A 23,238-nucleotide genomic window follows, 5' to 3' on the forward strand; every position below is an offset into this window, starting at 1 on the left:
CCGCGCTCTTTCGCGGGAAAGTTTAGCACAACCGGACGGCTTGTCCATTTTCCCCGCGCGGCTTTGCGGAACCCTGAAGCCTCCGCTCTGTTTCCATCTCCGTCATCGGATGCCGCAACGCGCGGCGCAACGCCGCAGCCGGCGGAAGACAGGAATCCCGAGGAGGAAATCAGATGGCAGACCGCGACACGACCGACACCGGCCGCACCGGCACCCATTCCGCGTCTGCGGGAATGGGCACGGGCGACACGGTGGCGGGCCTGAAACAGTCCATCGGCCGCGCCGCCAGCGAGGCAGCCGACACGGCGATGGACACCGGCCGCGAGGCCGTCGGGTCGGCCCAGGGCCGCATCCGCTCGCTGCTGGAACAGCAGACCGACCGCGCCGCCGACCAGTTGGGCGGCGTCGCCAGCGCGCTCCACAAGGCCGCCGATCATCTGAACGCCGAAAACAACGGCACCGCCGCCCAATACGCCGTGCAGGCCGCCGACCGTGTCGAGCGGGTGGCCGACATGCTGCGTCATTCCAGCCTGGACGACATCGTCGGCGAGGTCGAGGGCTTCGCCCGCCGCCAGCCGGAGATCTTCATCGGCGGCGCCTTCGCGCTCGGTTTCCTGGCCGCGCGCTTCATCAAGAGTTCCGGCGAGCGCCGCCTGCACGGCCACACCGGCAGCGGCACGCTCCACAGCCGCACGGCCGAGACCGCCGGACGCAACGCGCGGCGCAGCGCCGATTACCGCACGGCCGAAGGCAGCGGCCGCGCCATGGCCGGCGGCATCGCCGACTCCGCCCTGCGCACACCGCGCCGCGCCGCCGACCTGGGCCAGGGCACCGGTTCGCCGCTCAACACCCCCGGCAGCACCCACGGCATCGGCGCCCAGACCAGCGGAATGCCCAAGCCGGCGACCGGCCTGCCGCTGTCGCGCGCTCCGGGGTCGGTGAGCGGTCACAACCCGCCGCCGACGGGCAGCGGCTCCGCCGAGACGGCCCTGGGCAGCGCCACCATCAAGACGGCGGACATCGGGACGACCAACGTCAAGCCGGCCGACGTGAAACCGGTCGACATCAAGCCGGCGGGGCAACGGCCATGAGCGCGGCCGAGAACCGCTACGACGATCCCCGTCGCCCCGATCCCCGGCAGGACCGGCCGCTGGCCGGCCTGTTCGCCGATCTGGCGCGCGAGACGACCAACCTCGCCCGCTCGGAGATCGCCCTGGCCAAGGCCGAACTCAGCGACAAGGCGGCCGAGGCGGCCGGCGGAGTCGCCTACATCGCCATCGGCGGTCTGGTCGCCTTCGCGGGCGTCCTGGTCCTGTTGGCGTCGGCGGTTCTCGGCCTGTCCACCGTGCTGGAGCCCTGGCTGGCCGCGCTGATCGTCGGCGTCGCCGTCGCCGCGATCGGAGGCATTCTGGCCTATGTCGGCAAGAACCGGCTGAAGCCCGAGAATCTCCGTCCCCGGCGCACCATCGGCACGCTGAACGACGACAAGCGCTGGGCCGAATCCCAGCTCGCCCGCTAGCCGCTTGAGTTGAGTCCCCGATGACCCGCCCGGATGCCGGCACCGGCAACACTCCCCCCGACCTCGACCGCCTGGAGGGCGAGATCCGCGCCAGCCGCGCGCGCATCGACGGCACCGTCGACGCGCTGCGCGGCCGGATGGCGCGTCTTTCCCCCCGCACCCTGATGGAGCGCAAGATGAGCCACAGCTACACCTCCCCCGACCACGGGTCCGACCGCGACCAGCGCGACCGGCATGGTCAGCCGGCACGCAACACCTACCGCCCGGCCCACGCCCCGTCGTCGATGATGGGCAGCGTCACCAGCAACCCGATCCCGCTGGCGCTGATCGGCGTCGGCCTCGGCTGGCTGGCGCTGTCGACCAGCGGCTACGACCGCCGCATCGCCCGCAGCAGCACCCTGCGTTCGGTGCGCCATCGCGCCGAGGACGCCGTCGGCTACGCCCGCGACACCCTGAGCAGCGCCACCGACAGCGTGCGCAGCGCCGCCAGCTCGGCCTATGACAGCGCGTCGGAGGCCGTCGGCGGCGCCTACGACAGCGCGTCGAACGCGGTGGGCGGGGCATACGACAGCGCCTCCAGCGCGGTCGGCAGCGCCTATGACAGCGCCAGCAGCGCGGTGGGCGGTTCCTCCAACCGTGTCGCGAATCGCGGGCCGGGCGCCGCGCCCTCGACCTCGCACTCCAGCTTCCATGTGCGCGAGCGCATGCACGACGTCTCGACCGGCTTCTGGGACATGGTGGAGGATCATCCGATGGTCGCCGGCGCCATGGGCGTGGCGCTGGGTGCCGCCATCGGCGCCGCCCTGCCCTCCACCCAGTCCGAGAGCCGCTGGGTCGGCCCCTACGCCGACGAGGCGACCGAGCGCGCCAAGACGCTGGCCATGGACGCGCTGGACCGCGGCACCCGCGCCGCCCAGGCCGCCGTCGAGGCCGCCAAGGAGGAGGTGACCGAGGCGGCCTCGTCCACCGCCGACGCGGCCCGCAGCGCCGCCCGCGAGGAGGCGAAGAAGCCGGCCTGACCCGCGGGCTTCCATCCTGTTTCCATCCGACGGCCTTGAGCCCCGCGCCACCCCGGTGCGGGGCCTCTTTCGTTTCGGAAGGACCGCAACCGAGGGCGCCGCCGCGACGCAGCGGCGCAGTCTATTTTCGTGTTGCGCGCTGACGCATGGCTGGGTTGTATACCCAAGCGGGCAGATCGGGCATTCCACCCCCTTGCCCAGCCACGCTTTTGCTTGACATAGGACCTAAGTAGGCCATCTAATCAGGACTAATTTAGTCCTGTATTCGGAGCCTGTCCTTGTCCATCGGGGTGCGCCCATGATCCGGCTCAGCAAGCTGACCGACTACGCCATCGTCGTCCTGAGCGAGATGGCGCGCCATGCCGGCACGGTCCACACCGTGTCGCTGCTGGCGGAGCGCACCGGCGTGCCCGCGCCGACGGTCGCCAAGCTGATGAAAGCGCTGACGCCCGCCGGGCTGACGACCTCGCAACGCGGGGCCGCTGGCGGTTATGCGCTCAGCCGGGCCGCCGATGCAATATCCATCGCGGAGATCATCACCGCGCTCGATGGCCCGATCGCGCTGACCGCCTGCGTCGACGGCGCCGACAGCCAGTGCGGGGTCGAGCGGCTCTGCCCGATGCGGGGCGGCTGGGAGAAGGTCAACCGCGCCATCCGCGGCGCGCTGGAGGAGGTCACCCTGGCCGACATGATGGTCCCCGTCACCTTCCCGGCCCCCGCCGCCGCGCCTTCGGCGCAGCCGGCGCACTAACCCAATTCTCACGAGAACGAGGCAAGCCATGGCCGCCCAGCCGGAAACCATCGAACAGGTCCGCGCCGTCACCGAGCAGAAGTACAAGTACGGCTTCACGACCGACATCGAATCCGACGTGGCGCCCAAGGGCCTGAACGAGGACATCGTCCGCTTCATCTCGGCCAAGAAAAACGAGCCGGAGTGGCTGCTGGAATGGCGCCTGAAGGCCTTCCGCGTCTGGCAGACGATGGAGGAGCCGCAATGGGCCGCCGTCAGCTTCCCGCCGATCGACTACCAGGACGCGCATTATTACGCGGCGCCCAAGATGAAGGCCGGCCCGAAGTCGCTCGACGAGGTCGATCCCGAGCTGCTGAAGACCTACGCGAAGCTGGGCATCCCGCTGCGCGAGCAGGAGATCCTGGCCGGCGTCGAGGGGTCGGAGGGCAAGAGCCCGGCCATCGCCGTCGACGCGGTGTTCGACAGCGTTTCGGTGGCGACCACCTTCAAGGCCAAGCTGGAGGAGATGGGCATCATCTTCTGCGCGATCTCCGAGGCCGTGCAGAAGCACCCGGATCTCGTGAAGAAGTATCTCGGCTCGGTCGTGCCCTACACCGACAATTTCTACGCGACGCTGAACTGCGCGGTCTTCACCGACGGCAGCTTCGTCTACATCCCCAAGGGCGTCCGCTGCCCGATGGAGCTGTCGACCTATTTCCGCATCAACCAGGCCAACACCGGCCAGTTCGAGCGCACCCTGATCATCGCCGACGCCGGATCCTACGTCAGCTATCTGGAAGGTTGCACGGCGCCCAAGCGCGACGAGAACCAGCTCCACGCAGCCGTGGTCGAGCTGGTGGCGCATGACGACGCGACGATCAAATACTCCACGGTGCAGAACTGGTATCCGGGCAACGAGGAAGGCGTCGGCGGCATCTACAACTTCGTGACCAAGCGCGGCGCCTGCCGTGGCAAGAACTCGAAGATCTCGTGGACGCAGGTCGAGACCGGCTCGGCGATCACCTGGAAATACCCGAGCTGCATCCTCCAGGGCGACAATTCGGTGGGCGAGTTCTATTCGGTCGCCATCACCAACAACTTCCAACAGGCTGACACCGGCACCAAGATGATCCACATCGGCAAGAACACCCGCTCGACGATCGTGTCGAAGGGCATCTCGGCCGGCAAGGCGCAGCAGACCTACCGGGGCCTGGTGAAGATCCTGCCCAAGGCCGAGGGCGCGCGCAACCACACCCAGTGCGACAGCCTGCTGATCGGCGACCAGTGCGGCGCCCACACCGTGCCCTACATCGAGAGCCGCAACCGCTCCGCCCGCATCGAGCACGAGGCGACCACCGCCAAGATCAGCGAGGACCAGCTGTTCTACTGCCGCCAGCGCGGCATCTCGGAGGAGGACGCGGTCTCCCTGATCGTCAACGGCTTCTGCAAGGAGGTCCTGAAGGAGCTCCCCATGGAATTCGCCGTGGAAGCCCAGAAGCTGGTGGGCATCAGCCTGGAAGGCAGCGTGGGCTGACGCCCGCGCCCGCCGCCCGCTCGCGGAATCTCGACAGCCAGTCTCCGGAACAGCGCAGACACCCCGGACAGCCGAACGCCTGAAGGACCGAACCATGATCGAAATCAAGAATCTGCACGCCAAGGTGGACGGCAAGGACATTCTCAAGGGCGTCGACCTGACGATCCGCCCCGGCGAGGTCCACGCCATCATGGGTCCGAACGGCGCCGGCAAGAGCACCCTGTCCTACGTGCTGGCCGGCCGCGACGGCTACGAGGTCACCAAGGGTTCCGTCACCTATTACGGCAAGGATCTGCTGGCCCTGGAGCCGGAGGAGCGCGCCGCCGCCGGCGTCTTCCTAGCCTTCCAGTACCCGGTGGAGATCCCCGGCGTCGCCAACACCACCTTCCTGAAAACCGCGCTCAACGCCATCCGCAAGCATCGCGGCGAGAAGGAGCTGGACGCCATGCAGTTCCTCAAGCTGCTGCGCGAGAAGACCAAGGCGCTCGGCATGTCGGACGAGATGCTGAAGCGCGCGGTCAATGTCGGCTTCTCCGGCGGCGAGAAGAAGCGCAACGAGACGCTTCAGATGGCCGTGCTGGAGCCGAAATTCGCCGTCCTCGACGAGACCGACAGCGGGCTCGACATCGACGCGCTGAAGATCGTCGCCGAGGGCGTCAACGCGCTGCGCTCGCCCGAGCGCTCGATGCTGGTCATCACCCACTACCAGCGGCTGCTCGACTACATCGTCCCCGACCATGTCCATGTCCTGGCCGCCGGCCGCATCGTCAAGTCGGGCGGCAAGGAGCTGGCCCTGGAGCTGGAGAAGAACGGCTACCGCGATTTCGGCGTGAACGAGGCCGCGTGATGGCGACGATGACGACCACCTATTCGACGCGCGGCGCCGACCCGGCGACGGCCCCCGCCTTCCTGGCGCCGCTCGACCATCTGCGGAGCGGCCTGCCGGGGGCGGCGCTGTCCTGGGTGCGCGACCTGCGCGAGCAGGGCCGCGAGCGCTTCGCCGCCGTCGGTCTGCCGACCGTGCGCAACGAGAGCTGGCGCTACACCAACCTGCGCGATCTCGGCAAGCTCACCTTCCAGCCGGCCGTCACCGCCGACAGCGACGCCTGCTTCGACGTGCTGCCGACCGTCCGCCCCGAGGGTCACGGCCCCCGCCTGGTCTTCGTCGACGGCCGTTTCCGCGCCGAGCTGTCCTCGACCGAGGGACTGCCCGCCGGCGTCGAACTGCTGAGCCTCGCCACCGCGCTGACCGACCATGGCGATCTGGTCGGCGACCACATCGGCCGCCTCGCCGCCGCCGACGACCGGCCGCTGGTCGCGCTCAACAGCGCCTATCTGGCCGACGGCCCGGTCCTGCGCATCCCGCGCGGCGTCGCGCTGGCCCAACCGATCGAGCTGGTCTTCGTCTCGGTCGGCGCCGAGGGTCGGGCGACCTCCTTCCACCCGCGCACGTTGATCGTCGCCGAGGCGGGGAGCCGCGCCGTGGTGGTCGAGCATCATGTCGGCTGCGGCACCGGCACGACGCTGGCCAACCACGTCGCCGAGATCTTCGTCGGCGAGGGCGCCACGCTGCACCATTACAAGGCCCAGCGCGAGGGCGGCGCCGCCTTCCACCTGTCGCACACGGCGGCGACGGTGGCGAAGGACGGCTGCTACGACAACTTCATCCTGACGCTGGGCGGCCGGCTGTCGCGCAACGAGGTGGTCAGCACGCTGGCCGGCACCGACGCGCGGACCCATGTCAGCGGCGGCTACATGGTGCGCGGCAACCAACACGCCGACACCACCACCCTGATCGACCACGCCCAGCCCAACGGCACCAGCCGCGAGGTCTACAAGGGCGTCATCGACGACACCGCCCGCGCCGTCTTCCAGGGCAAGATCATCGTCCGCCCGCAAGCCCAGAAGACCGACGGGCACCAGTTGAACCGCGCCCTGCTGCTGTCCGACACGGCGGAGATCGACGCCAAGCCGGAGCTGGAGATCCACGCCGACGACGTCAAATGCAGCCACGGCTGCACCGCCGGCGAACTGGACGACAACGCGCTCTTCTACCTGCGCGCCCGCGGCATCGACCAGGAGACCGCGCGCGGCCTGCTGATCGGCGCCTTCCTGGCCGAGGCCATGGAGGAGATCGCCGAGGAACCCATCCGCGAGGCCTTCCACTCCCTCGTCGCCGGTTGGTTGGAGGAAAAACGCTGATGCCCGAAGCCGACGCCATCCTGTCCGCCCAAAAAGCCATTGGGGCCTACGACGTTGCCCGCGTCCGCGAGGATTTCCCGATCCTCGGCCGCAGCGTCCACGCCCGGAAGGGAAAGCCCGGAAAGCCGCTGGTCTATCTCGACAGCGGCGCCTCGGCCCACAAGCCGCGCCAAGTGATCCAGGCGATGACCCGCTTCCTGGAGGAGGATTACTCCAACATCCACCGGGGCGTGCATTTCCTGTCGCAGACCGCCACCGACCAGTTCGAGGCGGTGCGGACCAAGGTCGCGCGCTTCATCAACGCGCCGTCGGACCGCAACATCGTCTTCACCCGCAGCTCGACCGAGGCGATCAACCTCGTGGCGGCCAGCTACGGCCGGACCTTCCTGTCGGAGGGTGACGAAATCATCCTGTCGATCATGGAGCACCACGCCAACATCGTGCCGTGGCAGCTTCTCCAGGCCGACAAGAAGATCGTCATCAAGGTGGTGCCCTGCGACGAGGACGGCGTCCTCGACCTCGACGCCTACAAGAGCCTGTTGTCCGACCGCACCAAGCTGGTGGCGATCACCCACTGCTCCAACGTGCTGGGCACGGTGACGCCGGCCAGGACCATCGCGGCGCTGGCGCACGAGCGCGGCGTCCCGGTGCTGTTCGACGGCAGCCAGGCGGTGGTGCACGGCCGGGTCGACGTGCAGGACATCGACGCCGACTTCTACGTCTTCACCGCCCACAAGCTCTACGGCCCGACGGGGCTGGGCGTGCTCTACGGCAAGTACGACATCCTCAAGCGCATGCCCCCCTACCAGGGCGGCGGCGACATGATCGAGTCGGTCAGCTTCGAGGGCACCACCTTCAAGGCGCCGCCCGCCCGCTTCGAGGCCGGCACCCCGCCGATCACCGAGGTCATCGGTTTCGGCGCCGCGCTCGACTACATCGAGGCGCTCGGCCGCGACGCCATCGCCGCGCATGAGCACGACCTGCTGAAGTACGCCACGCAGCAGCTCTCCCAGATCGAGGGGTTGCGCATCATCGGCACGGCGCCGGGCAAGGGGCCGATCGTCTCCTTCGCGCTCGACGGCGTCCACCCGCACGATGTCGGCACCATCGTCGACCAGTACGGCGTTGCCGTCCGCGTCGGGCGCCATTGCGCCGAGCCGCTGGCCGAGCGGTTCGGCGTCGGCCCGACGGTCCGCGCCTCCTTCGGCCTCTACAACACCCGCGCGGAGGCCGACGCGCTGGTGGAATCGCTCCAGGCGGTCAAGGAGTTCTTCGGAGCATGATGGACGATCTGCGCGAGCTGTATCAGGAAGTCATCCTGGACCACGGCAAGAATCCCCGCAACTTCCGCCATCCCGACGATTCCAACCGCGAGGCGAAGGGCGAGAACCCGATGTGCGGCGACCGGTTCATGGTCTATCTGACCCTGAAGGACGGGGTGGTGGCGGACGTCGCCTTCCAGGGGCGCGGCTGCGCCATCTCGACCGCCAGCGCCTCGATGATGACGGAGCTGGTGCAGGGCAAGACGGCCGAGGAGGCCGAGACCCTGTTCCACACCTTCCACGAGCTCTGCACCAAGGACGAGGACGAGCAGGGCGCCCATGGCGAGGTGGACGAGGAGACCATGGAAAAGCTGATGGTCATGTCGGGCGTTCGTCAATTCCCGGTGCGCGTGAAGTGCGCGACCCTGGCGTGGCACGCCATGAACGCGGCGCTGCACGGCCAGGACTCCGCGTCCAGCGACCAGTTTTGAGAGAGGGGTGACCGCGATGACCGAAAACGCCCTGAGCCGGTTGGCCAACAACAGCGAGACGTCGGCGCAAGCGGCGGCGCCAGTGGCAGCGGAGGCGGCTCCCGAGAAGGCGAACCCGCTGGCCCCGCCCCCCGGCTACGACCCGCGCGAAGAACTCATGGACCGCGTCGTGGCGGCGATCAAGACCTGCTACGACCCCGAGATCCCGGTGGACATCTGGGAACTCGGCCTGATCTACCGTGTCGACATGGATGGCCAGCGCAACGTCGAGATTGACATGACGCTGACCAGCCCCATGTGTCCGGTGGCTGGCGAGCTTCCCGAACAGGTCCGCCAAGCCGTGCTGGGCGTGGAGGACGTCAACGAGGTCAAGATCGACCTCGTCTGGGAGCCGCCATGGCACCAGGGCATGATGTCCGAGGTCGCCCGCCTGCAACTGGATATGTTCTGAGTCTTTTCAGGAGACCACCGCCATGGCCCGTTCGCTCCCCAAGGCGCTCACCATCACCGACAGCGCCGCCGACCGCGTCAAGGCGCTGATGTCGAAGGCCACCGACGACATCGTCGGCCTGCGCATCGGCGTGAAGGCACGCGGCTGCTCCGGCCTCAGCTACGACGTCCAGTACGCCAAGGAGAAGCTGAAGTTCGACGAGGTGGTGGAGGACAAGGGCGTCACCATCCTGATCGACCCCGCCGCCGTGATGTTCCTGATCGGCAGCGAGATGGATTACGTGGACGACAAGTTCCAGACCGGCTTCGTCTTCAAGAATCCGAACGAGAAGGGCCGCTGCGGCTGCGGCGAGAGCTTCCACGTCTGATCCGTACCGCCCCATCACAGGGGCGGACGGTGTCCTTCTCAGTCCGCCCGCCCCTGCTGCGGGCGGATGGCGTCCTCGATCCCGGCGGCCAGCGTGCGGGCGACACAGTCATAGCCGGCGTCGCTCTGATGAACCCCGTCCGGCCCGATGAGCTGGCCGACGGTCATCCGCTTGCTTTCCACCAGATCCCGCATGACCGCGAAGCGTTGGAACAGGCCGACATGCTCGTCGGCCGCCACATGGGCGATCTGCGCCAGCATCGCGTCGGTGCGGTCCTTGGCGAGCATCCGCGGCGCGTATTGCAGATCCATCAGCACGACGTCGAGGCCGGCGGCCTGTGCCTGCTCCACGCCGCGCCGGACGGATTTCTCGCTCAGCGCGAAATCGCCGTCGCGCAGGACGGTGTTTGCCCCGACCTGCCAGATCAGCAGGTCGGCGTTCTGGGCCAGCACGTCGCTGCCGATCCGCTCCACCGTCTGGTCGTCGGTTTCGCCGTTGATCCCCTTGTTGAGGACGCTCACCTCGACCGACCCGGCCCACTGGTGCAGGTAATGGGCAAGGCGGGCCGGGTAGGTCCGGTCCGGCGCGCTCGCCCCGGCGCCGGCCGTCGATGAGGAACCGAGCGCCACGATCCGCACCGGAAGCCCCGAGGCGAGGCGCTCAGCCACCCGTGGCAGATAGGCGGCGAGGCTGGTCCTCGCCTTCGGCACTTGGCAGGCGCTGGCCGGCGGCGCCTCGGGCCCCGCCGCCATCACCGTCCCCAATCCCCCGAACACCCCTCCCGAAACCCCGAAAACCACCGTCAGAACCGAAAAAAGCCCCCTGCGGATCAATGCGCCGCCCTCCTGGCATGGTCGATCATGGACACGATGCTCTCGGCCAGCAATTGACCGACGCAGCGATGCACGAACTCGTAGGCGTCCTGCTTGGCCTGCACGTCCGCCTCGCCGAAATCGACGCGGCCGGTTTCCACCCAGTGGCGCATGATGTCGTAGCGCGGAAAATGGAAGACCTCCGCGTTCTGCGACAACCACGCCATATAGGACAGGTAAGGGGCGAAATCGATCAGCTGTGCCGTGTGCATGCTGTACTGCATGTCCATGATCACGAGATCGGCGCCTTGCCGCACCACGCCGTCGATTCCCCGGTTCAGCGCCCCGCCGAAGCTTTCCGGATCGAGGTTGCGCATCGCGTCCACGGTGCCGGTCTGCCAGACCACCAGCGCCGGCTGCCGCTCTCCCACCGCCCGCAGCAGGGGTTCCAGCATGGCCGGCGCCGCCGCGCCCGGCAGGTTCATGACCTCGACCTCGATCCGGCGGCCCGGCAGGCGCCGCTTCAGTTCCCCCTTCAGCCAGACCGGGTAGCCCGATGCCGGCGGCCGGGTGCTCGGCTTGACCGAGTTCACGATCAGCACCGACAACGGCAACCCGCTGTCGATCCGCTCGCGCACCCGCGGCAGACCGGCGTCGACGGTCGTCAACACCGAATCCGGCACCCGGCACGCCTCATCCACCAACGATTCCGCCCACACGGATCCCGCCAAGGTCTGGCTCCCGGCGCCGGCCGACATGCCCATCAGGAGGGCGGCGGCCAGCAGAGGAAGGCGTCGCCCGGCACGTCGTCTCATGCTCTCGAATTCCTCGCGGCGGGGGCCTGCTGGCGCCTCGCCCGTTCAGCCGACTGATACCATGTCAGAAGCCGGGACAGCAGCACCATCGCGGAGATCCCGAAAATGGTAACAAGGAACTGGGCGGAGAGCGAGCCGTTGACGTGCACCAGCACGGTCTGCGCGGCGAAGGACAGCAGGACACCGACACAGAACACATGCAGGGACTGCCGCCCGCACTCCACGACCGGCGCGGCGAGCGACGTCCTCAGCCAGGGCGCGTCGAACGGGGTGAGGCGCAGGACGACGTAGGCCAGCGCGCAGAAATGCGCCAGCCGCAGCGGGTCGAGATCGGTCTTGCTGATGGGGTAGAGGATGTCGGTCAGCCAGTTGGGCAGCAGCCGGTGCAGGAAGGCGAACTGCCAGGACAGCGCCAGGAACAGGCTGAGCGCCAGGAACAGGATGGCGGCGACCATCACCGGACGGCGCGGCCGCAGCAGGGCCGCCCGCAGGCCGGGCAGGCGTTGCAGCACCGCGCCGGTGACGAACAGGAACTGCCAGGCGAAGGGGTTGAAGTACCAGACGCCGCCGTCAGGGTGGGTGGGCAGGTTCCATTCGCCGGCCCGTGCCGCGAGGTAGAGGATCCCCGATCCCGCCAGCACCATCAACGGCCGGCGGCGCAGGGCCGGCAGCAGGAGCGGAAGGGCCAGCATCAGCACGATGTAGAGCGGCAGCACATCGAGATTCGCCGGACGGAACTTCAGCAGCAGCGCCTGGGTCAGCGCCGTGACGGGATCCTGGAAATAGCTGGCGATCCCCATTTCCTCGGTGAACAGCGGACTCTCGAAGACGCGTGCGGTGTAGGCGATCTGCGCCGTGAAGGCGAAGAACAGGATGATGTAGGTGACGTACAGCGTCCAGCAGCGGTGCAGCACCTGCGCCGCCGTCATCGGGAAGCCGGCGCGCTCCAGCGTCCGCCCATACACCATCGCCGCCGTGTAGCCGGAGATGAAGACGAAGATCTCCGTGGCGTCGCTCAGTCCGAAATTCCGCGGCGTCAGCCAGGAGATCTGGTTGGCCGGGATGTGGTTGACGAAGATGAACCACAAGGCCAGCCCGCGGAAGAAGTCGAGCCGCACGTCCCGGTCGCCGGCGGCGTGGCCGCCGGTGCGGTCGCCGCCGGTGCGGACATTGGCCATGCGGGCGGTGTGCGGAAGGCTGGGTGTGTCGGTCATGTCCGTCGATCCATGCGCAGGTGCCACGCCGGGTAAACAGTTGGCGCCGGGGGGTTGGCCCGTCGCCCGCAAGTTTTCCGGATACTCCCGGCCGGCGCCCGCGGGCCGGCACCATACCCCCATCCCACACCGGCGCAAAGCCGGGTGTCACCCTCATCCCCATTCCCACAGGGGACAGCCCCCGTCCGCCTTGCTACAGTTCCCCATCGGAATCCTCGCGAACGACTGAGCAGAGACAAGGCATCATGGACAAAGGCACGCCGAAGGCCATCCGGCTCCAGGATTACCGCCCGCCGGCCCATCTGATCGACACCGTCGACCTGCACGTCGATCTGGGGGAGGAGGTCACCACCGTCCGCGCCGTGCTGGCGATCCGCCGCAACCCGGCGCGCGCCGAATCCGCCACCCCCGGCGCCGCGCCCGAGCCGCTGACGCTCGACGGCCAGCGGCTGGAACTGGTGTCGGTGGCGCTCGACGGCCGGACGCTCGGGGCCGACGCCTACACGCTGACCCCCGACAACCTGACGATCCCCGGCACGCCGGACCGCTTCACGCTGGAAACCGTCGTCCGCATCAAGCCACAGGAGAACACCGCGCTGGAGGGGCTCTACAAGTCCTCCGGCAACTTCTGCACCCAGTGCGAGGCGGAAGGCTTCCGCAAGATCACCTACTTCCTCGACCGCCCCGACGTGATGGCGCGCTACAGCACCACCATCACGGCCGAGAAGGCGCGCTACCCGGTCCTGCTGTCGAACGGCAACCTCGCCGAGGCCGGCGAACACGGCGACGGCCGCCACTGGGCGCGCTGGGAGGATCCCTTCCCCAAGCCCTGCTACCTGTTCGCGCTGGTCGCCGGCTCGCTGGTCCACGCCGAGGACCGCTTCCGCACCGCGTCGGGCCGCGACGTCACGCTCCGCATCTACGTCGAGCCGGGCAACGAGGACAAGGTCGACCACGCCATGCGCTCGCTGATCAGGTCGATGCGCTGGGACGAGGAGGTCTACGGCCTGGAGTACGACCTCGACATCTTCAACATCGTCGCGGTCGGCGACTTCAACATGGGGGCGATGGAAAACAAGTCGCTCAACGTCTTCAACACCAAATACATCCTGGCGAAGCCGGAGACGGCGACCGACACCGATTTCCTGAACATCGAGGCGGTCGTCGCGCACGAGTATTTCCACAACTGGACCGGCAACCGCGTCACCTGCCGCGACTGGTTCCAGCTGTCGCTGAAGGAGGGCCTGACGGTCTTCCGCGACCAGGAATTCTCCTCCGACCTGAACTCCCGCGCGGTCAAGCGCATCGCCGACGTCCAGGGGCTGCGCACCGTGCAGTTCCAGGAGGACGCCGGCGCCATGGCCCACCCGGTGCGGCCCGACAGCTACGTCGAGATCAACAACTTCTACACGCCCACCGTCTACAACAAGGGTGCGGAGGTCATCCGCATGATTCACACCCTGTTGGGGCCGGAGGCGTACCGCAAGGGCATCGACCTCTATTTCCAGCGCCATGACGGGCAGGCGGTGACCTGCGACGACTTCGTCGCGGCGATGGCCGACGCCAGCGGGGTCGACCTCGCCCAGTTCCAGCTCTGGTACCGGCAGGCCGGCACGCCGGAACTCGACGTCTCGACCGACCACGACGCGGCGGCGAAGACCTACCGGCTGACCGTGCGCCAGACCGTGCCGGCAACGCCGGGCCAGCCGGTCAAGCAGCCGATGCACATCCCGCTGGTGGTCGGCCTGCTCGGCCCCGACGGCGCCGACCTGCCGCTGCGGCTGGCCGGCGAGGAGACGGCATCCGGGACCAGCCGCATCCTGCACGTCACCCAGGAAACGCAGGTCTTCGAGTTCCAGGACGTCGCGGCCCGCCCGGTGCCGTCGCTGCTGCGCGGCTTCTCGGCCCCGGTGAAGCTGAAGGCCGACATCCCCGACGCCGACCTCACCTTCCTGATGGCCAACGACAGCGACGCCTTCAACCGTTGGGAGGCCGGGCAGATCCTCGGCACGCGCATCCTGCTGGGCCTCGTCGCCGACCGTCAGGCCGGCCGCGACCTCGTCCTGCCGGAGAGCTACGTCGCCGCCGTCGGCAAGGTTCTGACGGACGCCGAGCGCGATCCCGCCTTTGCCGCCCAAGCGCTGGTGCTGCCGACCGAGGCCTATCTCGGCACCCAGATGGCGGTGGTCGATCCCGACGCCGTCCACGCGGTGCGCGAGTTCGCCCGCAGGCGTCTGGCCGAGGCTCTCCGCCCGCAATGGCTGACGCTGTACCGCCGCAACTCCAGCCAGGAGCCCTTCTCGGTCGAGGCGGCGGCCATCGGCAAGCGGGCGCTGAAGAATCTCTGCCTCGCCTACCTGATGGCGCTGGAGGACGAGGAGGCGCTCGGCCTCTGCCTGGGCCAGTATCACGGCGCCCAGGCGATGACCGACGTGATCGCCGCGCTGCAATTCCTCTCCAACGCCAAGGCCGCCGAGCGGGAGGAGGCGCTGGCCGGCTTCTACGAACGCTGGAAGGGCGACGCGCTGGTGGTGGACAAGTGGTTCAGCGTGCAGGCGATGTCCCACCGTCCCGACACGCTGGAGCGGGTGACGGCTCTCCTCGGCCATCCGGCCTTCGAGATCCGCAACCCGAACAAGGTCTATGCGCTGATCGGCGGTTTCGCCAACGGCAACCCGGTCCGCTTCCACGAGGCAGGCGGCGCCGGCTACGGCTTCCTGGCCGACCAGGTCCTGCGGCTCGACCCGATGAACCCACAGGTTGCAGCCCGGCTGATGGGCCCCTTCTCCCGTCTGCGGCGCTATGACGCGGCCCGTCAGGCGCTGATGAAGGCCGAGCTGGAGCGGATCGTCGGCACGCCGGGCCTGTCGCCCGACGTCTACGAGGTGGCGAGCAAGAGCCTGGACGCCGCCGGCTGAGCCCGGCCGGGGCATGAAAAAAGGGCCGGAGGCTTTCCCCTCCGGCCCTTCATCCAGATCCGCCCCCGTAAGGGCGGGCTGTTACTTCTGCTCGGCCAGGAAGGCGATCAGGTCGGCGCGCTTGGCGTCGTCCTTCAGACCGGCGAAGGCCATCGTGCCGCCGGGGACGATCTCCTTCGGGGCCTTGATGTAGGCGTCGAGGTTTTCCGCGGTCCAGACGTAGCCGGCAGCGCCCTTTTCCTTCATCGGAGCCGAATACTTGAAGCCGTCGATGGAGGCGGCGGTGCGGCCGACCACGCCGAACAGCGACGGACCGACCTTGTTCTTGCCCTGCTCGGTGGTGTGGCAGGCCATGCAGACCTTGAACACGTCCTTGCCGGCGGCGGCGTCGGCTGCCTGCGCGGCGCCGGCGCCCATGACGACGCCGACGACCAGGGCCGCGCCCATCAGATGCTTCTTCATTCTTCGGCTTCCCTTCCGAGTGATGGCCGGCCATGCCCGGCCGACCGAAAACGCGCGGCAGCATACACATTCCGGGGTGGGGGCCAACCCCCCAACGTGCCGCCCTCCGCCTAAAGAACGAGTCCCGGAACTAATGGGCGAAGGCCAGCGCGCCAACGAGAATGACAACCACGAGTATGGCCGCCCATGGCACGTAAAACCCGCCGCCGCCCGCCGCCGCGGACCCGATCGCGGGCAGCGGCAGCGGCACCTCCGGGGGTGGCGCAACCGCCTGCGGCACGGCCATGACCGGAGTGGCGGCCGGAGCGGCCGGATTCGCGGCCACCGGAGCGGCAGGCGTGTCCCCCACCGGTTCGGTGGTCGCCACCGGCCCGACGATCCGGGTGAAGCGCGAGAAGAAGTCGTCGGCCATCTTGCGCGCGGCGGCGTCGACCAGCCGCGAGCCGATCTGCGCCAGCTTGCCGCCGACCTGGGCCCGCGCGGTGTAGGACAGCCGGGTGGCCCCCTCCTCATCGGTCAGCGCCACGGTGGCCCCCCCCTTGCCGAAGCCGGCGGCTCCGCCCGACCCTTCGCCGGTGATGGTGTAGCCGTTGGGCGGATCCAGGTCGGACAGCGTCACCTTGCCGGAGAATTTCGCGCTCACCGGCCCGACCTTGGCGACCACCTTGGCGGTCAGCTCGGTGTCCGACAGCCGCACCACCTCCTCGCAGCCGGGAATGCACTGGCGCAGCACCTCCGGGTCGTTCAAGGCGGCCCACACCCGTTCGCGCGGCGCCTCGATCCGGTGGTTTCCGCTCATGTCCATGATTCGTCGTTCCTCCAAAACCGTCTTGGGGTCCGGAAGCCCGGCGCGGGAAGGCCGCCGCCTGGCGTCGGGACGCGGGGTGCGGAATGGTCAAGGCCACGCTTCGAGAATAGGGGATCGCCCGCGGACGCGACAGCCCCCAATGGGCGTAGGAGCGCCCGTCTCAGCGCGGCTGCACGCAGTTCTGGACGATCGGGGCGCAGGCCGACAGGCTGACGCCGGCCGGATAGCTCACCTGCTCGACCGCGCCGCCGCGTCCCAGCACCACCGTGGCCTCGCAGCCGGTGGTGCCGCCGCCGACCGGCACGCTGAAGCCGAGTCCCAGCCCGACCCCGCTGCCGAACCCGCCGCTGCCGGCGCCGACCCCGATGCTGCTCATCGGGCTGGCGGCATAGGCCGGGCGGGCAATGTAGGTGTAATATTCCCGGCCCTCGGCCATCGCCTGCCGCTCCGGCACGCCGGCGCAGGAGAGCAGCCGGTCCTTGGGCATGCCGACCAGCTCGGTCTGGGCGCGCTGCGCCACCTCCGCCCCCGGGCCTGTGGCGCAGGCGGCGAGACAGGCAACCGACAGGCCCAGAACAATCGCGACGCGCGCAACCATGATGCGATCTCCTCAACAGGCAAAGGACGGCCAGCGAACGGCGGCGGACAGAGGCGCCACCCGACCGGGAACCCCGGCGGCGGCCCGCTGTTCCCGTCGGCGATGACGCCACACCGTCGATTTGGTAGGAAGGTGCCCTCTTGTCGACTGCGCCCGGAACACTTCCTGTCATGACGGCCACCTCTCCGGCTACGAAGGCCCCCTCCCCGCCCGGCGCCACGGTCCATCTGGCGCTCGGCGGCAACATCGGCGACCGCGCGGCCAATCTGGCCGCCGCCATCCAGCATCTGGGCGAGGCCGTCGCCATCGACCGGCTCTCGGCGGTCTACCAGACGGCGCCGATGTACGTCACCGACCAGCCGGCCTTCCTCAACATGGCGGTGCGCGGCGTGACCCGCCTGGCCCCCCTGGAGCTGCTGCGCTTCGTCAAGCGGATCGAGGCGGATCTCGGCCGCACCGGCGGCGGCGAACGGTTCGGCCCGCGCCCCATCGACATCGACATCCTGTTCTACGGCGACCTCGACGGCAACCGGACGATGGCCGGGCCGGAGCTGGAGATCCCCCACCCGCGCATCGCCGAGCGCGCCTTCGTGCTGGCGCCGCTGGCCGACATCGCCGCCGACCTTTCCCATCCCACGCTCGGGCGCCCGGTCGCCGAGCTGCTGGCCGCCGTGCCCGGCCGCGACACGGTTGTGCGCGTGGCCGACGCGCTGGACGCCGGGTGATCACTCCAGACCATTTGAGAAGGACGCCGACCATGACCGATGCCGACCCGCGCAGCGAGAAGCAGAAGATGCTGGCCGGCGACCTCTACCGCGCCGGCGGGGAGGAGCTGACCGCCGACGCCGTGCGCGCCGACCGCCTGATGCGCGCCTACAACGCGACCACCGCCGAGGAAACCGAGCGGCGGCGCGGCCTGCTGGCCGAAATGCTGGGCGCGGTCGGCGAGGATTCGGTGCTGCGGCCGCCATTCCATTGCGATTACGGCTCCAACATCCGGATCGGCCGCGGCTGCTTCGTGAATTTCGGCTGCGTGTTCCTCGACGTCGTGGCCATCACGCTGGGCGACCATTGCCAGATCGGCCCGTCGGTGCAGATCTACACCGCCGACCACCCGCGCGACCCCGACCTGCGGCGCGCCGGCTATGAATCCGGCATCCCGGTCCACATCGGCGCCAATGTCTGGATCGGCGGCGGCAGCATCATCCTGCCCGGCGTCCGCATCGGCGACGACGCCATCGTCGGCGCCGGCAGCGTGGTGACGCGCGACGTCCCGGCCGGTGCGACGGTCGCCGGCAACCCAGCCCGGATCCTGAAGCGCGCGCCGACGACATGAGCGGTGGCGGCATGAGCGGTGGCGGCGTGAGTGGCAACGGCCGGGGCTTCCGCCTATAGTGCGCCCGCGAGGATCGCCCTAGCAGACCGCCGGGACAAGGCCGGCCGGGAGAAGCCGTTTGTCTGAGCACAGCACGGAACGGCGCGCCATCGTCCAGCCGGACGGGGCGACGCTGACCTACACCATTCTCGTGCGCGGCTTCACCGCCACGGTCCATCTGGCCGGACGGCCGGGGCGGCCGACCGCGCGGATCGACCTGACCCTGACCGTCGCCCATCCCGGCGCCGGCTTTCCCGACGACATCGCCGCCGTCATGTCCTACGAGGACATCATCGAGGATCTGCGGCGCCTGTGCGCCGACGAGACGATTCCCGATCCCGACTATCTGGCCGGCCGCGCCGCCGACCTCTGCCTCGGCCATGCCAAAGTGCAGCGGGTCCACGCCGATGTCGAGCTGCCCTCGCTGTCCGCCGAGGGAGCCGTGTCCGGTGCCAGCATCACGCGCGTGCAACAAAACAGCCCCTGAACATTTCTCAATTTGTCGCAAACTTTTGCATTACCTCCCATGGCGTGACCATAGGCCGTCCCTCGGAATACAGCTTCACGGAAGGATATAGATCCGTTTGACCAAAGGACGGGTGCCAATTCCTTTTGGTCCGCGATAGGGTTGCGCGATTGTATTTTTTGCGTACAATCGAAGACCAAGGGTTTGGTGTCGCCAGCCCAGACCCCAGCCGTTCGAAACAGCGCGCAGGGATCGGCCAACCGGATCGACTGGATCGACTGATTCAAGGGAGGGAAGCATGGACCGCAGGACGACGCCGACCCTTTCGGAACTCCTTGAAGACCCCATCGTGGTCGCCGTCATGGCGCGCGATGGCATCAGCCGGGAAACCTTTCAGCAGATGCTCGATCGCGTCCGCAGCAACCTTCGCGCCCAGCAGGAGCGGATGGCCGCCTGATCCGCGCGTGGCGTGAGCCGCCGGCCGGTTGTTTCGCCGGCCCCGTTGTCGGCTTGCCTTGCCGGTCGCCCCTGTGCCGGCCCCTGTGCCGGTCGAGTCCATGACGATCCTGGTCTGTCAGTAACCCTGGTTTGCCAGTGCCTTGGTTTGCCCTGCCCCCAGGCGGGGCTTTCCTTGTTGCGCGGCCCCCTCTCACCCGCCAAGCACCACCCGCACCGCCTCCAGGATCTCGGCCGGCTTGAAGGGTTTGCGCAGCGTCTTCTGCGCGCCCAGCGCCTCCGCCACCGGCAGCACGTCGAGCGAGGCGCGGGCTCCGCCGCCGGAGATCGCGATGATCCTGAGGTCGGGCCGGTTCCGCCGCAACGCCATGATCGTCGCCAGCCCCTCCTGGTTCGGCATGAAGATGTCGGTGATGACCAGATCGGCGGGATTCCGCTGGAAACGGGCGATTCCCTCCTCCCCATCGCGGGCGCCGGCCGCCTCGTGGCCGTTGCGGGTCAGGATGTGCAGCAGCATGCTGCGGACGACATCGTCGTCGTCGATGACAAGCACGCTGGCCATGAGCGGGGGCCTCCTCCTTCGCCTGCCGTCATCGGCGCCATGCCGGTGGCGTCACTCCGCCGGACGCGCGACGCTTTGCGGCGCCGCGCCGGCCGGCCCATCAGCCGCCTCCCCGGCCGGGAAGGGCCTCTTCCTGGCAATATAGCTGTAAACCGTCGGCACGACGAACAGAGTCAGCAGCGTCCCCAGAGTCATGCCGCCGACGATCACCGCGCCGATGGCCTGCCGGCTCTCGGCCCCCGCCCCCTGCGCGGTGGCGAGCGGCACGGCGCCCAGCACCATGGCGCCTGTGGTCATCAGGATCGGGCGCAGGCGCATCACCGCCGCGTCCTCCACCGCCTTGCGGATCTCGACCCCGCCGCGCTGGAGCTGGTTGGCGAACTCGACGATCAGGATGCCGTGCTTGGTGATGAGCCCGACCAGAGTCACAAGGCCGATCTGGCTGTAGACGTTCATCGTTCCGCCGCCGATCTGCAAGGCGGCCAGCGCCCCGGTCATCGACAACGGCACCGTCAGCATGATGACGAAGGGATCGACGAAGCTTTCGAACTGCGCCGCCAGCACCAGATAGATGAAGGCCAACGCCAGCACGAAGACGAAATAGAGCCCGGTCGCCGACTCCCGGAACTCGCGGCTCTGCCCGGCATAGTCGGTCTGGGCGGTGGCCGGCAGCACCCGCCGCGCCGCCCCTTGCAGATAGGTCAGCGCCTCGCCCAGCGAGGTGCCGGGGGCCAGCGTCGCGGTGATGGTGGCCGAGCGCAGCTTGTTGAAGTGGTTCAGCTCCTTGGGCGCGACCCGTTCCTCGACCGTCACCAGATTGGCGAGCGAGATCATCGGCGCCGTCCCGCCGGCTGCCGCGGCCGTCGCCGACAGGCCGCCGCGCACATGGATCGAGGCGATGTCGTCCGGGTTGCGACGGTCGATGTTGGCAACCTGCACGACCACGTCGTACTGCTTGCCCTCCTTCTTGAAGCGCGTGACCTGCCGGCCGCCGAGCAGCGTCTCCAGCGTCCGCCCCACCGCGTCGACCTCGACCCCGAGGTCGGCCGCCTTGTCACGGTCCAGCACGATGCGCAGTTCCGGCTTGTTCAGCTTCAGGTCGGTGTCGAGGTTGGTCAGGCCGGGGAACTTGCGGGCCTCCGCCAGCAGCCCGTCCACCATCTTCTGCAACTCCTCGAAGGGCAGCGAGGTCTGGATGACGAAGTTCACCGGCTTGTCGATCGGGCTCTGGCCCAGCGACGGCGGGTTGGTGACGAAACCCAGGATGCCGGGGATGCCGAACATCTTGGGAAAGAGCTGGGCGGTGATCGCCTGCTGCTTGACCTCGCGCTGGTCCCAGTCGACCAGACGGACGAAGGCGATGCCCTGGTTGACCACCGGGAAGCCGACGACGACGAAGAATTTCTCCAGGACCGGGATCTCGCGGAACAGCGCCTCCATCCGCTGGGCGTAGGTCATCGTGTAGTCGAGCGTCGCCCCCTCCGGCGCGATGGCGATGCCGACGATGGTGCCGCGGTCCTCGACCGGCGACAGCTCCGACTTCAGCCCGCCGAACAGGACGTAGCTCGCCGCCGCCACCCCGGCGCCGATCAGCAGGATCAACGGCCGCGCCCGCAACGACAGCCGCAACAGCCGGCGATAGCCGTTGGTCATGCCCTCCAGGAAACGCTCGATCGCCCGATAGAAGAAGCCATGCCTGGTCTCGTGCCTCAGCAGCTTGGAGCACATCATCGGCGAGAGCGTCAGCGCGACGAAGCCCGAGACGATGACCGCACCGGCCAGCGTCAGCGCGAATTCGGTGAACAGCCGCCCGGTGCGGCCGGTCATGAAGCCGATCGGCGCGTAGACCGCCGCCAGCGTGATGGTCATGGCGACCACCGCGAAGCCGATCTCCTTCGACCCCTTCAGCGCCGCCCGGAAGGGATCCATCCCCTCCTCGACGTAGCGGAAGATGTTCTCCAGCATGACGATGGCGTCGTCGACGACCAGCCCGATGGCCAGCACCATCGACAGCAGGGTCAGCGTGTTGATCGAGAAGCCGAAGGCGTACATCAGGGCGAAGCCGCCGATCAGCGACACCGGGATGGTCACCAGCGGCACCAGCGTCGCCCGCAGCGAGCGCAGGAAGAAGAAGATCACCAGCACGACCAGCACGATGGCCTCGAAGATCGTGTGGAACACCGCGTCGATCGACTTGGCGATGAAGACCGAGCTGTCGTAGCCGACATCCACCCCCATGCCGTCCGGCAGGGCGGCGCGGATGACCGGCAGCGCGTCGTTGACCGCCTTCGACACGTCGAGCGGGTTGGCGGTGGACTGCTTCACCACGCCGATGGCGACGGCGCCGCGCCCGTTGAAGCGGGCGCTGACCCGCTCGTCGAGCGCGCCGATCTCCGCCCTTCCGACGTCGCGCAGCCGCACCAGATAGCCGCTGTCGTCGCGCAGGATGATCCGCTCGAACTCCTCGGGCGTGCGCAGGTCGGTTTCCGAGACGACGGTGAACTCGCGCGACACGCTCTCGACGCGGCCGGCCGGGATCTCCACGTTCTGCTTGCGCAGCGCCGCCTCGACGTCCTGCGGGGTGACGCGGTAGGCCGCCATCCGCTGCGGGTCGAGCCACAGCCGCATGGCGAAGCGCCGCTCGCCGAAGATGCGGACCTGCGCCACGCCGGGCAGGTTCTGCAAGCGGTCCTTGACGTAGCGGTCGGCGAAGTCGGTGACGTCGAGCGGCGAATGCCGGTCGGAGGAGAAGGCGAGATAGATGATCGGCTGGGCGTCGGCCTCGACCTTGGCGATCACCGGCTCGTCGATCTCGTCGGGCAGCACGGCGCGCACGCGGGCCACCCGGTCGCGCACGTCGCTGGCGGCGGTGTCGACGTTGCGGTCCAGGCGGAAGCGCAGCGTGATCTGCGATTTCTCGGCGCGGCTGATCGAGGACATCACGTCGATGCCCTCGATGCCGGCGAGGCTGTCCTCCAGCGTCTGGGTGACCTGGCTCTCGATGATCTGGGCCGAGGCGCCCTTGTAGGTCGTCTCGACGGTGACCACCGGCTCGTCGATCTTGGGGTACTCGCGCACCGACAGGCGCTGGTACGACACGATGCCGATCAGCATCAGCGCAAGGCTCATCACCGTCGCCAGGACCGGCCGGCGGACCGAGATGTCGGAGAGGACCAT

General features: G+C 68.7%; 24 protein-coding genes. 16 read left to right on the plus strand and 8 right to left on the minus strand.

Features of this window, described 5'->3' with window-relative positions:
* The first annotated feature begins 173 nt into the window (after positions 1-173).
* From J2847_RS24215 to J2847_RS24265, 11 genes are all read left to right on the plus strand, one after another.
* The gene (locus J2847_RS24215) at positions 174-1,091 is read left to right on the plus strand and encodes a hypothetical protein (RefSeq protein ID WP_209781350.1); all 918 of its coding nucleotides are present in this window, start codon (positions 174-176) and stop codon (positions 1,089-1,091) included.
* A complete protein-coding gene (locus tag J2847_RS24220) occupies positions 1,088-1,519 on the plus strand; it encodes a phage holin family protein (RefSeq protein WP_085553799.1) in 432 nt (143 codons plus the stop codon). The genes J2847_RS24215 and J2847_RS24220 overlap by 4 nt, the downstream gene beginning before the upstream one ends.
* Positions 1,520-1,539: 20 nt before the next feature.
* Entirely contained in the window at positions 1,540-2,538 is a 999-nt protein-coding gene (locus J2847_RS24225; protein ID WP_209781351.1) for a hypothetical protein, read from the plus strand.
* A 298-nt stretch (positions 2,539-2,836) separates the two neighbouring features.
* Positions 2,837-3,289: an SUF system Fe-S cluster assembly regulator gene (locus J2847_RS24230; RefSeq protein WP_209781352.1), complete on the plus strand. Its 453-nt coding sequence runs from the start codon at positions 2,837-2,839 to the stop codon at positions 3,287-3,289.
* Between the two features lie 28 nt (positions 3,290-3,317).
* Positions 3,318-4,802, plus strand: coding sequence for a Fe-S cluster assembly protein SufB (gene sufB / locus J2847_RS24235; RefSeq protein WP_209781353.1), 1,485 nt, complete (start codon positions 3,318-3,320; stop codon positions 4,800-4,802).
* A 94-nt stretch (positions 4,803-4,896) separates the two neighbouring features.
* Complete coding sequence (gene sufC / locus J2847_RS24240; protein WP_209781354.1) at positions 4,897-5,649, plus strand: Fe-S cluster assembly ATPase SufC; 753 nt, start codon at positions 4,897-4,899, stop codon at positions 5,647-5,649.
* Positions 5,649-7,004, plus strand: coding sequence for a Fe-S cluster assembly protein SufD (gene sufD / locus J2847_RS24245; RefSeq protein ID WP_209781355.1), 1,356 nt, complete (start codon positions 5,649-5,651; stop codon positions 7,002-7,004). The genes sufC and sufD overlap by 1 nt, the downstream gene beginning before the upstream one ends.
* Positions 7,004-8,287 carry a cysteine desulfurase gene (locus tag J2847_RS24250; protein ID WP_209781356.1) on the plus strand — a complete coding sequence of 428 codons (1,284 nt, stop codon included), beginning with the start codon at positions 7,004-7,006 and terminating at the stop codon, positions 8,285-8,287. Before sufD ends, J2847_RS24250 begins: the two co-directional genes overlap by 1 nt.
* Positions 8,284-8,757: a Fe-S cluster assembly sulfur transfer protein SufU gene (gene sufU, locus J2847_RS24255; RefSeq protein WP_209781357.1), complete on the plus strand. Its 474-nt coding sequence runs from the start codon at positions 8,284-8,286 to the stop codon at positions 8,755-8,757. Before J2847_RS24250 ends, sufU begins: the two co-directional genes overlap by 4 nt.
* A gap of 16 nt (positions 8,758-8,773) precedes the next feature.
* A complete protein-coding gene (locus tag J2847_RS24260) occupies positions 8,774-9,208 on the plus strand; it encodes an iron-sulfur cluster assembly protein (protein ID WP_209781358.1) in 435 nt (144 codons plus the stop codon).
* Positions 9,209-9,230: 22 nt separating this feature from the next.
* A complete protein-coding gene (locus J2847_RS24265; RefSeq protein WP_209781359.1) occupies positions 9,231-9,575 on the plus strand; it encodes a HesB/IscA family protein in 345 nt (114 codons plus the stop codon).
* A gap of 38 nt (positions 9,576-9,613) precedes the next feature.
* Here J2847_RS24265 and J2847_RS24270 read toward each other — a convergent pair whose 3' ends face one another.
* From J2847_RS24270 to J2847_RS24280, 3 genes are all read right to left on the minus strand, one after another.
* The gene (locus J2847_RS24270; RefSeq protein ID WP_209781360.1) at positions 9,614-10,327 is read right to left on the minus strand and encodes an SGNH/GDSL hydrolase family protein; all 714 of its coding nucleotides are present in this window, start codon (positions 10,325-10,327) and stop codon (positions 9,614-9,616) included.
* Positions 10,328-10,404: 77 nt separating this feature from the next.
* Positions 10,405-11,202: an SGNH/GDSL hydrolase family protein gene (locus tag J2847_RS24275; RefSeq protein WP_209781361.1), complete on the minus strand. Its 798-nt coding sequence runs from the start codon at positions 11,200-11,202 to the stop codon at positions 10,405-10,407.
* Positions 11,199-12,416, minus strand: coding sequence for an OpgC family protein (locus J2847_RS24280; RefSeq protein ID WP_233474754.1), 1,218 nt, complete (start codon positions 12,414-12,416; stop codon positions 11,199-11,201). Before J2847_RS24280 ends, J2847_RS24275 begins: the two co-directional genes overlap by 4 nt.
* 245 nt (positions 12,417-12,661) lie before the next feature.
* Between J2847_RS24280 and pepN the strand changes: the two genes are divergently transcribed.
* Positions 12,662-15,334, plus strand: coding sequence for an aminopeptidase N (gene pepN / locus J2847_RS24285; protein ID WP_209781362.1), 2,673 nt, complete (start codon positions 12,662-12,664; stop codon positions 15,332-15,334).
* 81 nt (positions 15,335-15,415) lie between these two features.
* Here the strand turns inward: pepN and J2847_RS24290 are convergent, their stop codons facing one another.
* The 3 genes from J2847_RS24290 to J2847_RS24300 form a co-directional block, all read right to left on the minus strand.
* Positions 15,416-15,796: a c-type cytochrome gene (locus tag J2847_RS24290; RefSeq protein WP_085553786.1), complete on the minus strand. Its 381-nt coding sequence runs from the start codon at positions 15,794-15,796 to the stop codon at positions 15,416-15,418.
* A gap of 130 nt (positions 15,797-15,926) precedes the next feature.
* A complete protein-coding gene (locus J2847_RS24295; protein WP_209781363.1) occupies positions 15,927-16,601 on the minus strand; it encodes an SRPBCC family protein in 675 nt (224 codons plus the stop codon).
* Between the two features lie 163 nt (positions 16,602-16,764).
* Entirely contained in the window at positions 16,765-17,202 is a 438-nt protein-coding gene (locus J2847_RS24300; protein ID WP_209781364.1) for a hypothetical protein, read from the minus strand.
* Between the two features lie 170 nt (positions 17,203-17,372).
* Between J2847_RS24300 and folK the strand changes: the two genes are divergently transcribed.
* From folK to J2847_RS24320, 4 genes are all read left to right on the plus strand, one after another.
* Positions 17,373-17,927, plus strand: a complete 555-nt coding sequence (gene folK, locus J2847_RS24305) for a 2-amino-4-hydroxy-6-hydroxymethyldihydropteridine diphosphokinase (RefSeq protein WP_209781365.1) — start codon at positions 17,373-17,375, stop codon at positions 17,925-17,927.
* Positions 17,928-17,959: 32 nt separating this feature from the next.
* The gene (locus J2847_RS24310; protein ID WP_209781366.1) at positions 17,960-18,538 is read left to right on the plus strand and encodes a sugar O-acetyltransferase; all 579 of its coding nucleotides are present in this window, start codon (positions 17,960-17,962) and stop codon (positions 18,536-18,538) included.
* Positions 18,539-18,656: 118 nt separating this feature from the next.
* The gene (locus J2847_RS24315; protein WP_209781367.1) at positions 18,657-19,064 is read left to right on the plus strand and encodes a tunnelling fold family protein; all 408 of its coding nucleotides are present in this window, start codon (positions 18,657-18,659) and stop codon (positions 19,062-19,064) included.
* A 277-nt stretch (positions 19,065-19,341) separates the two neighbouring features.
* Positions 19,342-19,500: a hypothetical protein gene (locus J2847_RS24320; protein WP_209781368.1), complete on the plus strand. Its 159-nt coding sequence runs from the start codon at positions 19,342-19,344 to the stop codon at positions 19,498-19,500.
* A gap of 192 nt (positions 19,501-19,692) precedes the next feature.
* Here the strand turns inward: J2847_RS24320 and J2847_RS24325 are convergent, their stop codons facing one another.
* Entirely contained in the window at positions 19,693-20,061 is a 369-nt protein-coding gene (locus J2847_RS24325; RefSeq protein ID WP_085553780.1) for a response regulator transcription factor, read from the minus strand.
* A 51-nt stretch (positions 20,062-20,112) separates the two neighbouring features.
* On the minus strand, positions 20,113-23,238 hold the full coding sequence (locus tag J2847_RS24330; protein WP_209781369.1) for an efflux RND transporter permease subunit: 3,126 nt from the start codon (positions 23,236-23,238) through the stop codon (positions 20,113-20,115).

Source organism: Azospirillum agricola, from assembly GCF_017876095.1.
Taxonomy (GTDB): Bacteria; Pseudomonadota; Alphaproteobacteria; order Azospirillales; family Azospirillaceae; genus Azospirillum; species Azospirillum agricola.

Bases quoted from the DNA above. Each gene is read 5' to 3' on its own strand.
- J2847_RS24215 (WP_209781350.1), top strand. From the start codon at position 174: ATGGCAGACCGCGACACGACCGACACCGGCCGCACCGGCACCCATTCC.
- J2847_RS24220 (WP_085553799.1), top strand. From the start codon at position 1,088: ATGAGCGCGGCCGAGAACCGCTACGACGATCCCCGTCGCCCCGATCCC.
- J2847_RS24225 (WP_209781351.1), top strand. From the start codon at position 1,540: ATGACCCGCCCGGATGCCGGCACCGGCAACACTCCCCCCGACCTCGAC.
- J2847_RS24230 (WP_209781352.1), top strand. From the start codon at position 2,837: ATGATCCGGCTCAGCAAGCTGACCGACTACGCCATCGTCGTCCTGAGC.
- sufB (WP_209781353.1), top strand. From the start codon at position 3,318: ATGGCCGCCCAGCCGGAAACCATCGAACAGGTCCGCGCCGTCACCGAG.
- sufC (WP_209781354.1), top strand. From the start codon at position 4,897: ATGATCGAAATCAAGAATCTGCACGCCAAGGTGGACGGCAAGGACATT.
- sufD (WP_209781355.1), top strand. From the start codon at position 5,649: ATGGCGACGATGACGACCACCTATTCGACGCGCGGCGCCGACCCGGCG.
- J2847_RS24250 (WP_209781356.1), top strand. From the start codon at position 7,004: ATGCCCGAAGCCGACGCCATCCTGTCCGCCCAAAAAGCCATTGGGGCC.
- sufU (WP_209781357.1), top strand. From the start codon at position 8,284: ATGATGGACGATCTGCGCGAGCTGTATCAGGAAGTCATCCTGGACCAC.
- J2847_RS24260 (WP_209781358.1), top strand. From the start codon at position 8,774: ATGACCGAAAACGCCCTGAGCCGGTTGGCCAACAACAGCGAGACGTCG.
- J2847_RS24265 (WP_209781359.1), top strand. From the start codon at position 9,231: ATGGCCCGTTCGCTCCCCAAGGCGCTCACCATCACCGACAGCGCCGCC.
- J2847_RS24270 (WP_209781360.1), bottom strand. From the start codon at position 10,327: ATGGCGGCGGGGCCCGAGGCGCCGCCGGCCAGCGCCTGCCAAGTGCCG.
- J2847_RS24275 (WP_209781361.1), bottom strand. From the start codon at position 11,202: ATGAGACGACGTGCCGGGCGACGCCTTCCTCTGCTGGCCGCCGCCCTC.
- J2847_RS24280 (WP_233474754.1), bottom strand. From the start codon at position 12,416: ATGACCGACACACCCAGCCTTCCGCACACCGCCCGCATGGCCAATGTC.
- pepN (WP_209781362.1), top strand. From the start codon at position 12,662: ATGGACAAAGGCACGCCGAAGGCCATCCGGCTCCAGGATTACCGCCCG.
- J2847_RS24290 (WP_085553786.1), bottom strand. From the start codon at position 15,796: ATGAAGAAGCATCTGATGGGCGCGGCCCTGGTCGTCGGCGTCGTCATG.
- J2847_RS24295 (WP_209781363.1), bottom strand. From the start codon at position 16,601: ATGGACATGAGCGGAAACCACCGGATCGAGGCGCCGCGCGAACGGGTG.
- J2847_RS24300 (WP_209781364.1), bottom strand. From the start codon at position 17,202: ATGGTTGCGCGCGTCGCGATTGTTCTGGGCCTGTCGGTTGCCTGTCTC.
- folK (WP_209781365.1), top strand. From the start codon at position 17,373: ATGACGGCCACCTCTCCGGCTACGAAGGCCCCCTCCCCGCCCGGCGCC.
- J2847_RS24310 (WP_209781366.1), top strand. From the start codon at position 17,960: ATGACCGATGCCGACCCGCGCAGCGAGAAGCAGAAGATGCTGGCCGGC.
- J2847_RS24320 (WP_209781368.1), top strand. From the start codon at position 19,342: ATGGACCGCAGGACGACGCCGACCCTTTCGGAACTCCTTGAAGACCCC.
- J2847_RS24325 (WP_085553780.1), bottom strand. From the start codon at position 20,061: ATGGCCAGCGTGCTTGTCATCGACGACGACGATGTCGTCCGCAGCATG.
- J2847_RS24330 (WP_209781369.1), bottom strand. From the start codon at position 23,238: ATGGTCCTCTCCGACATCTCGGTCCGCCGGCCGGTCCTGGCGACGGTG.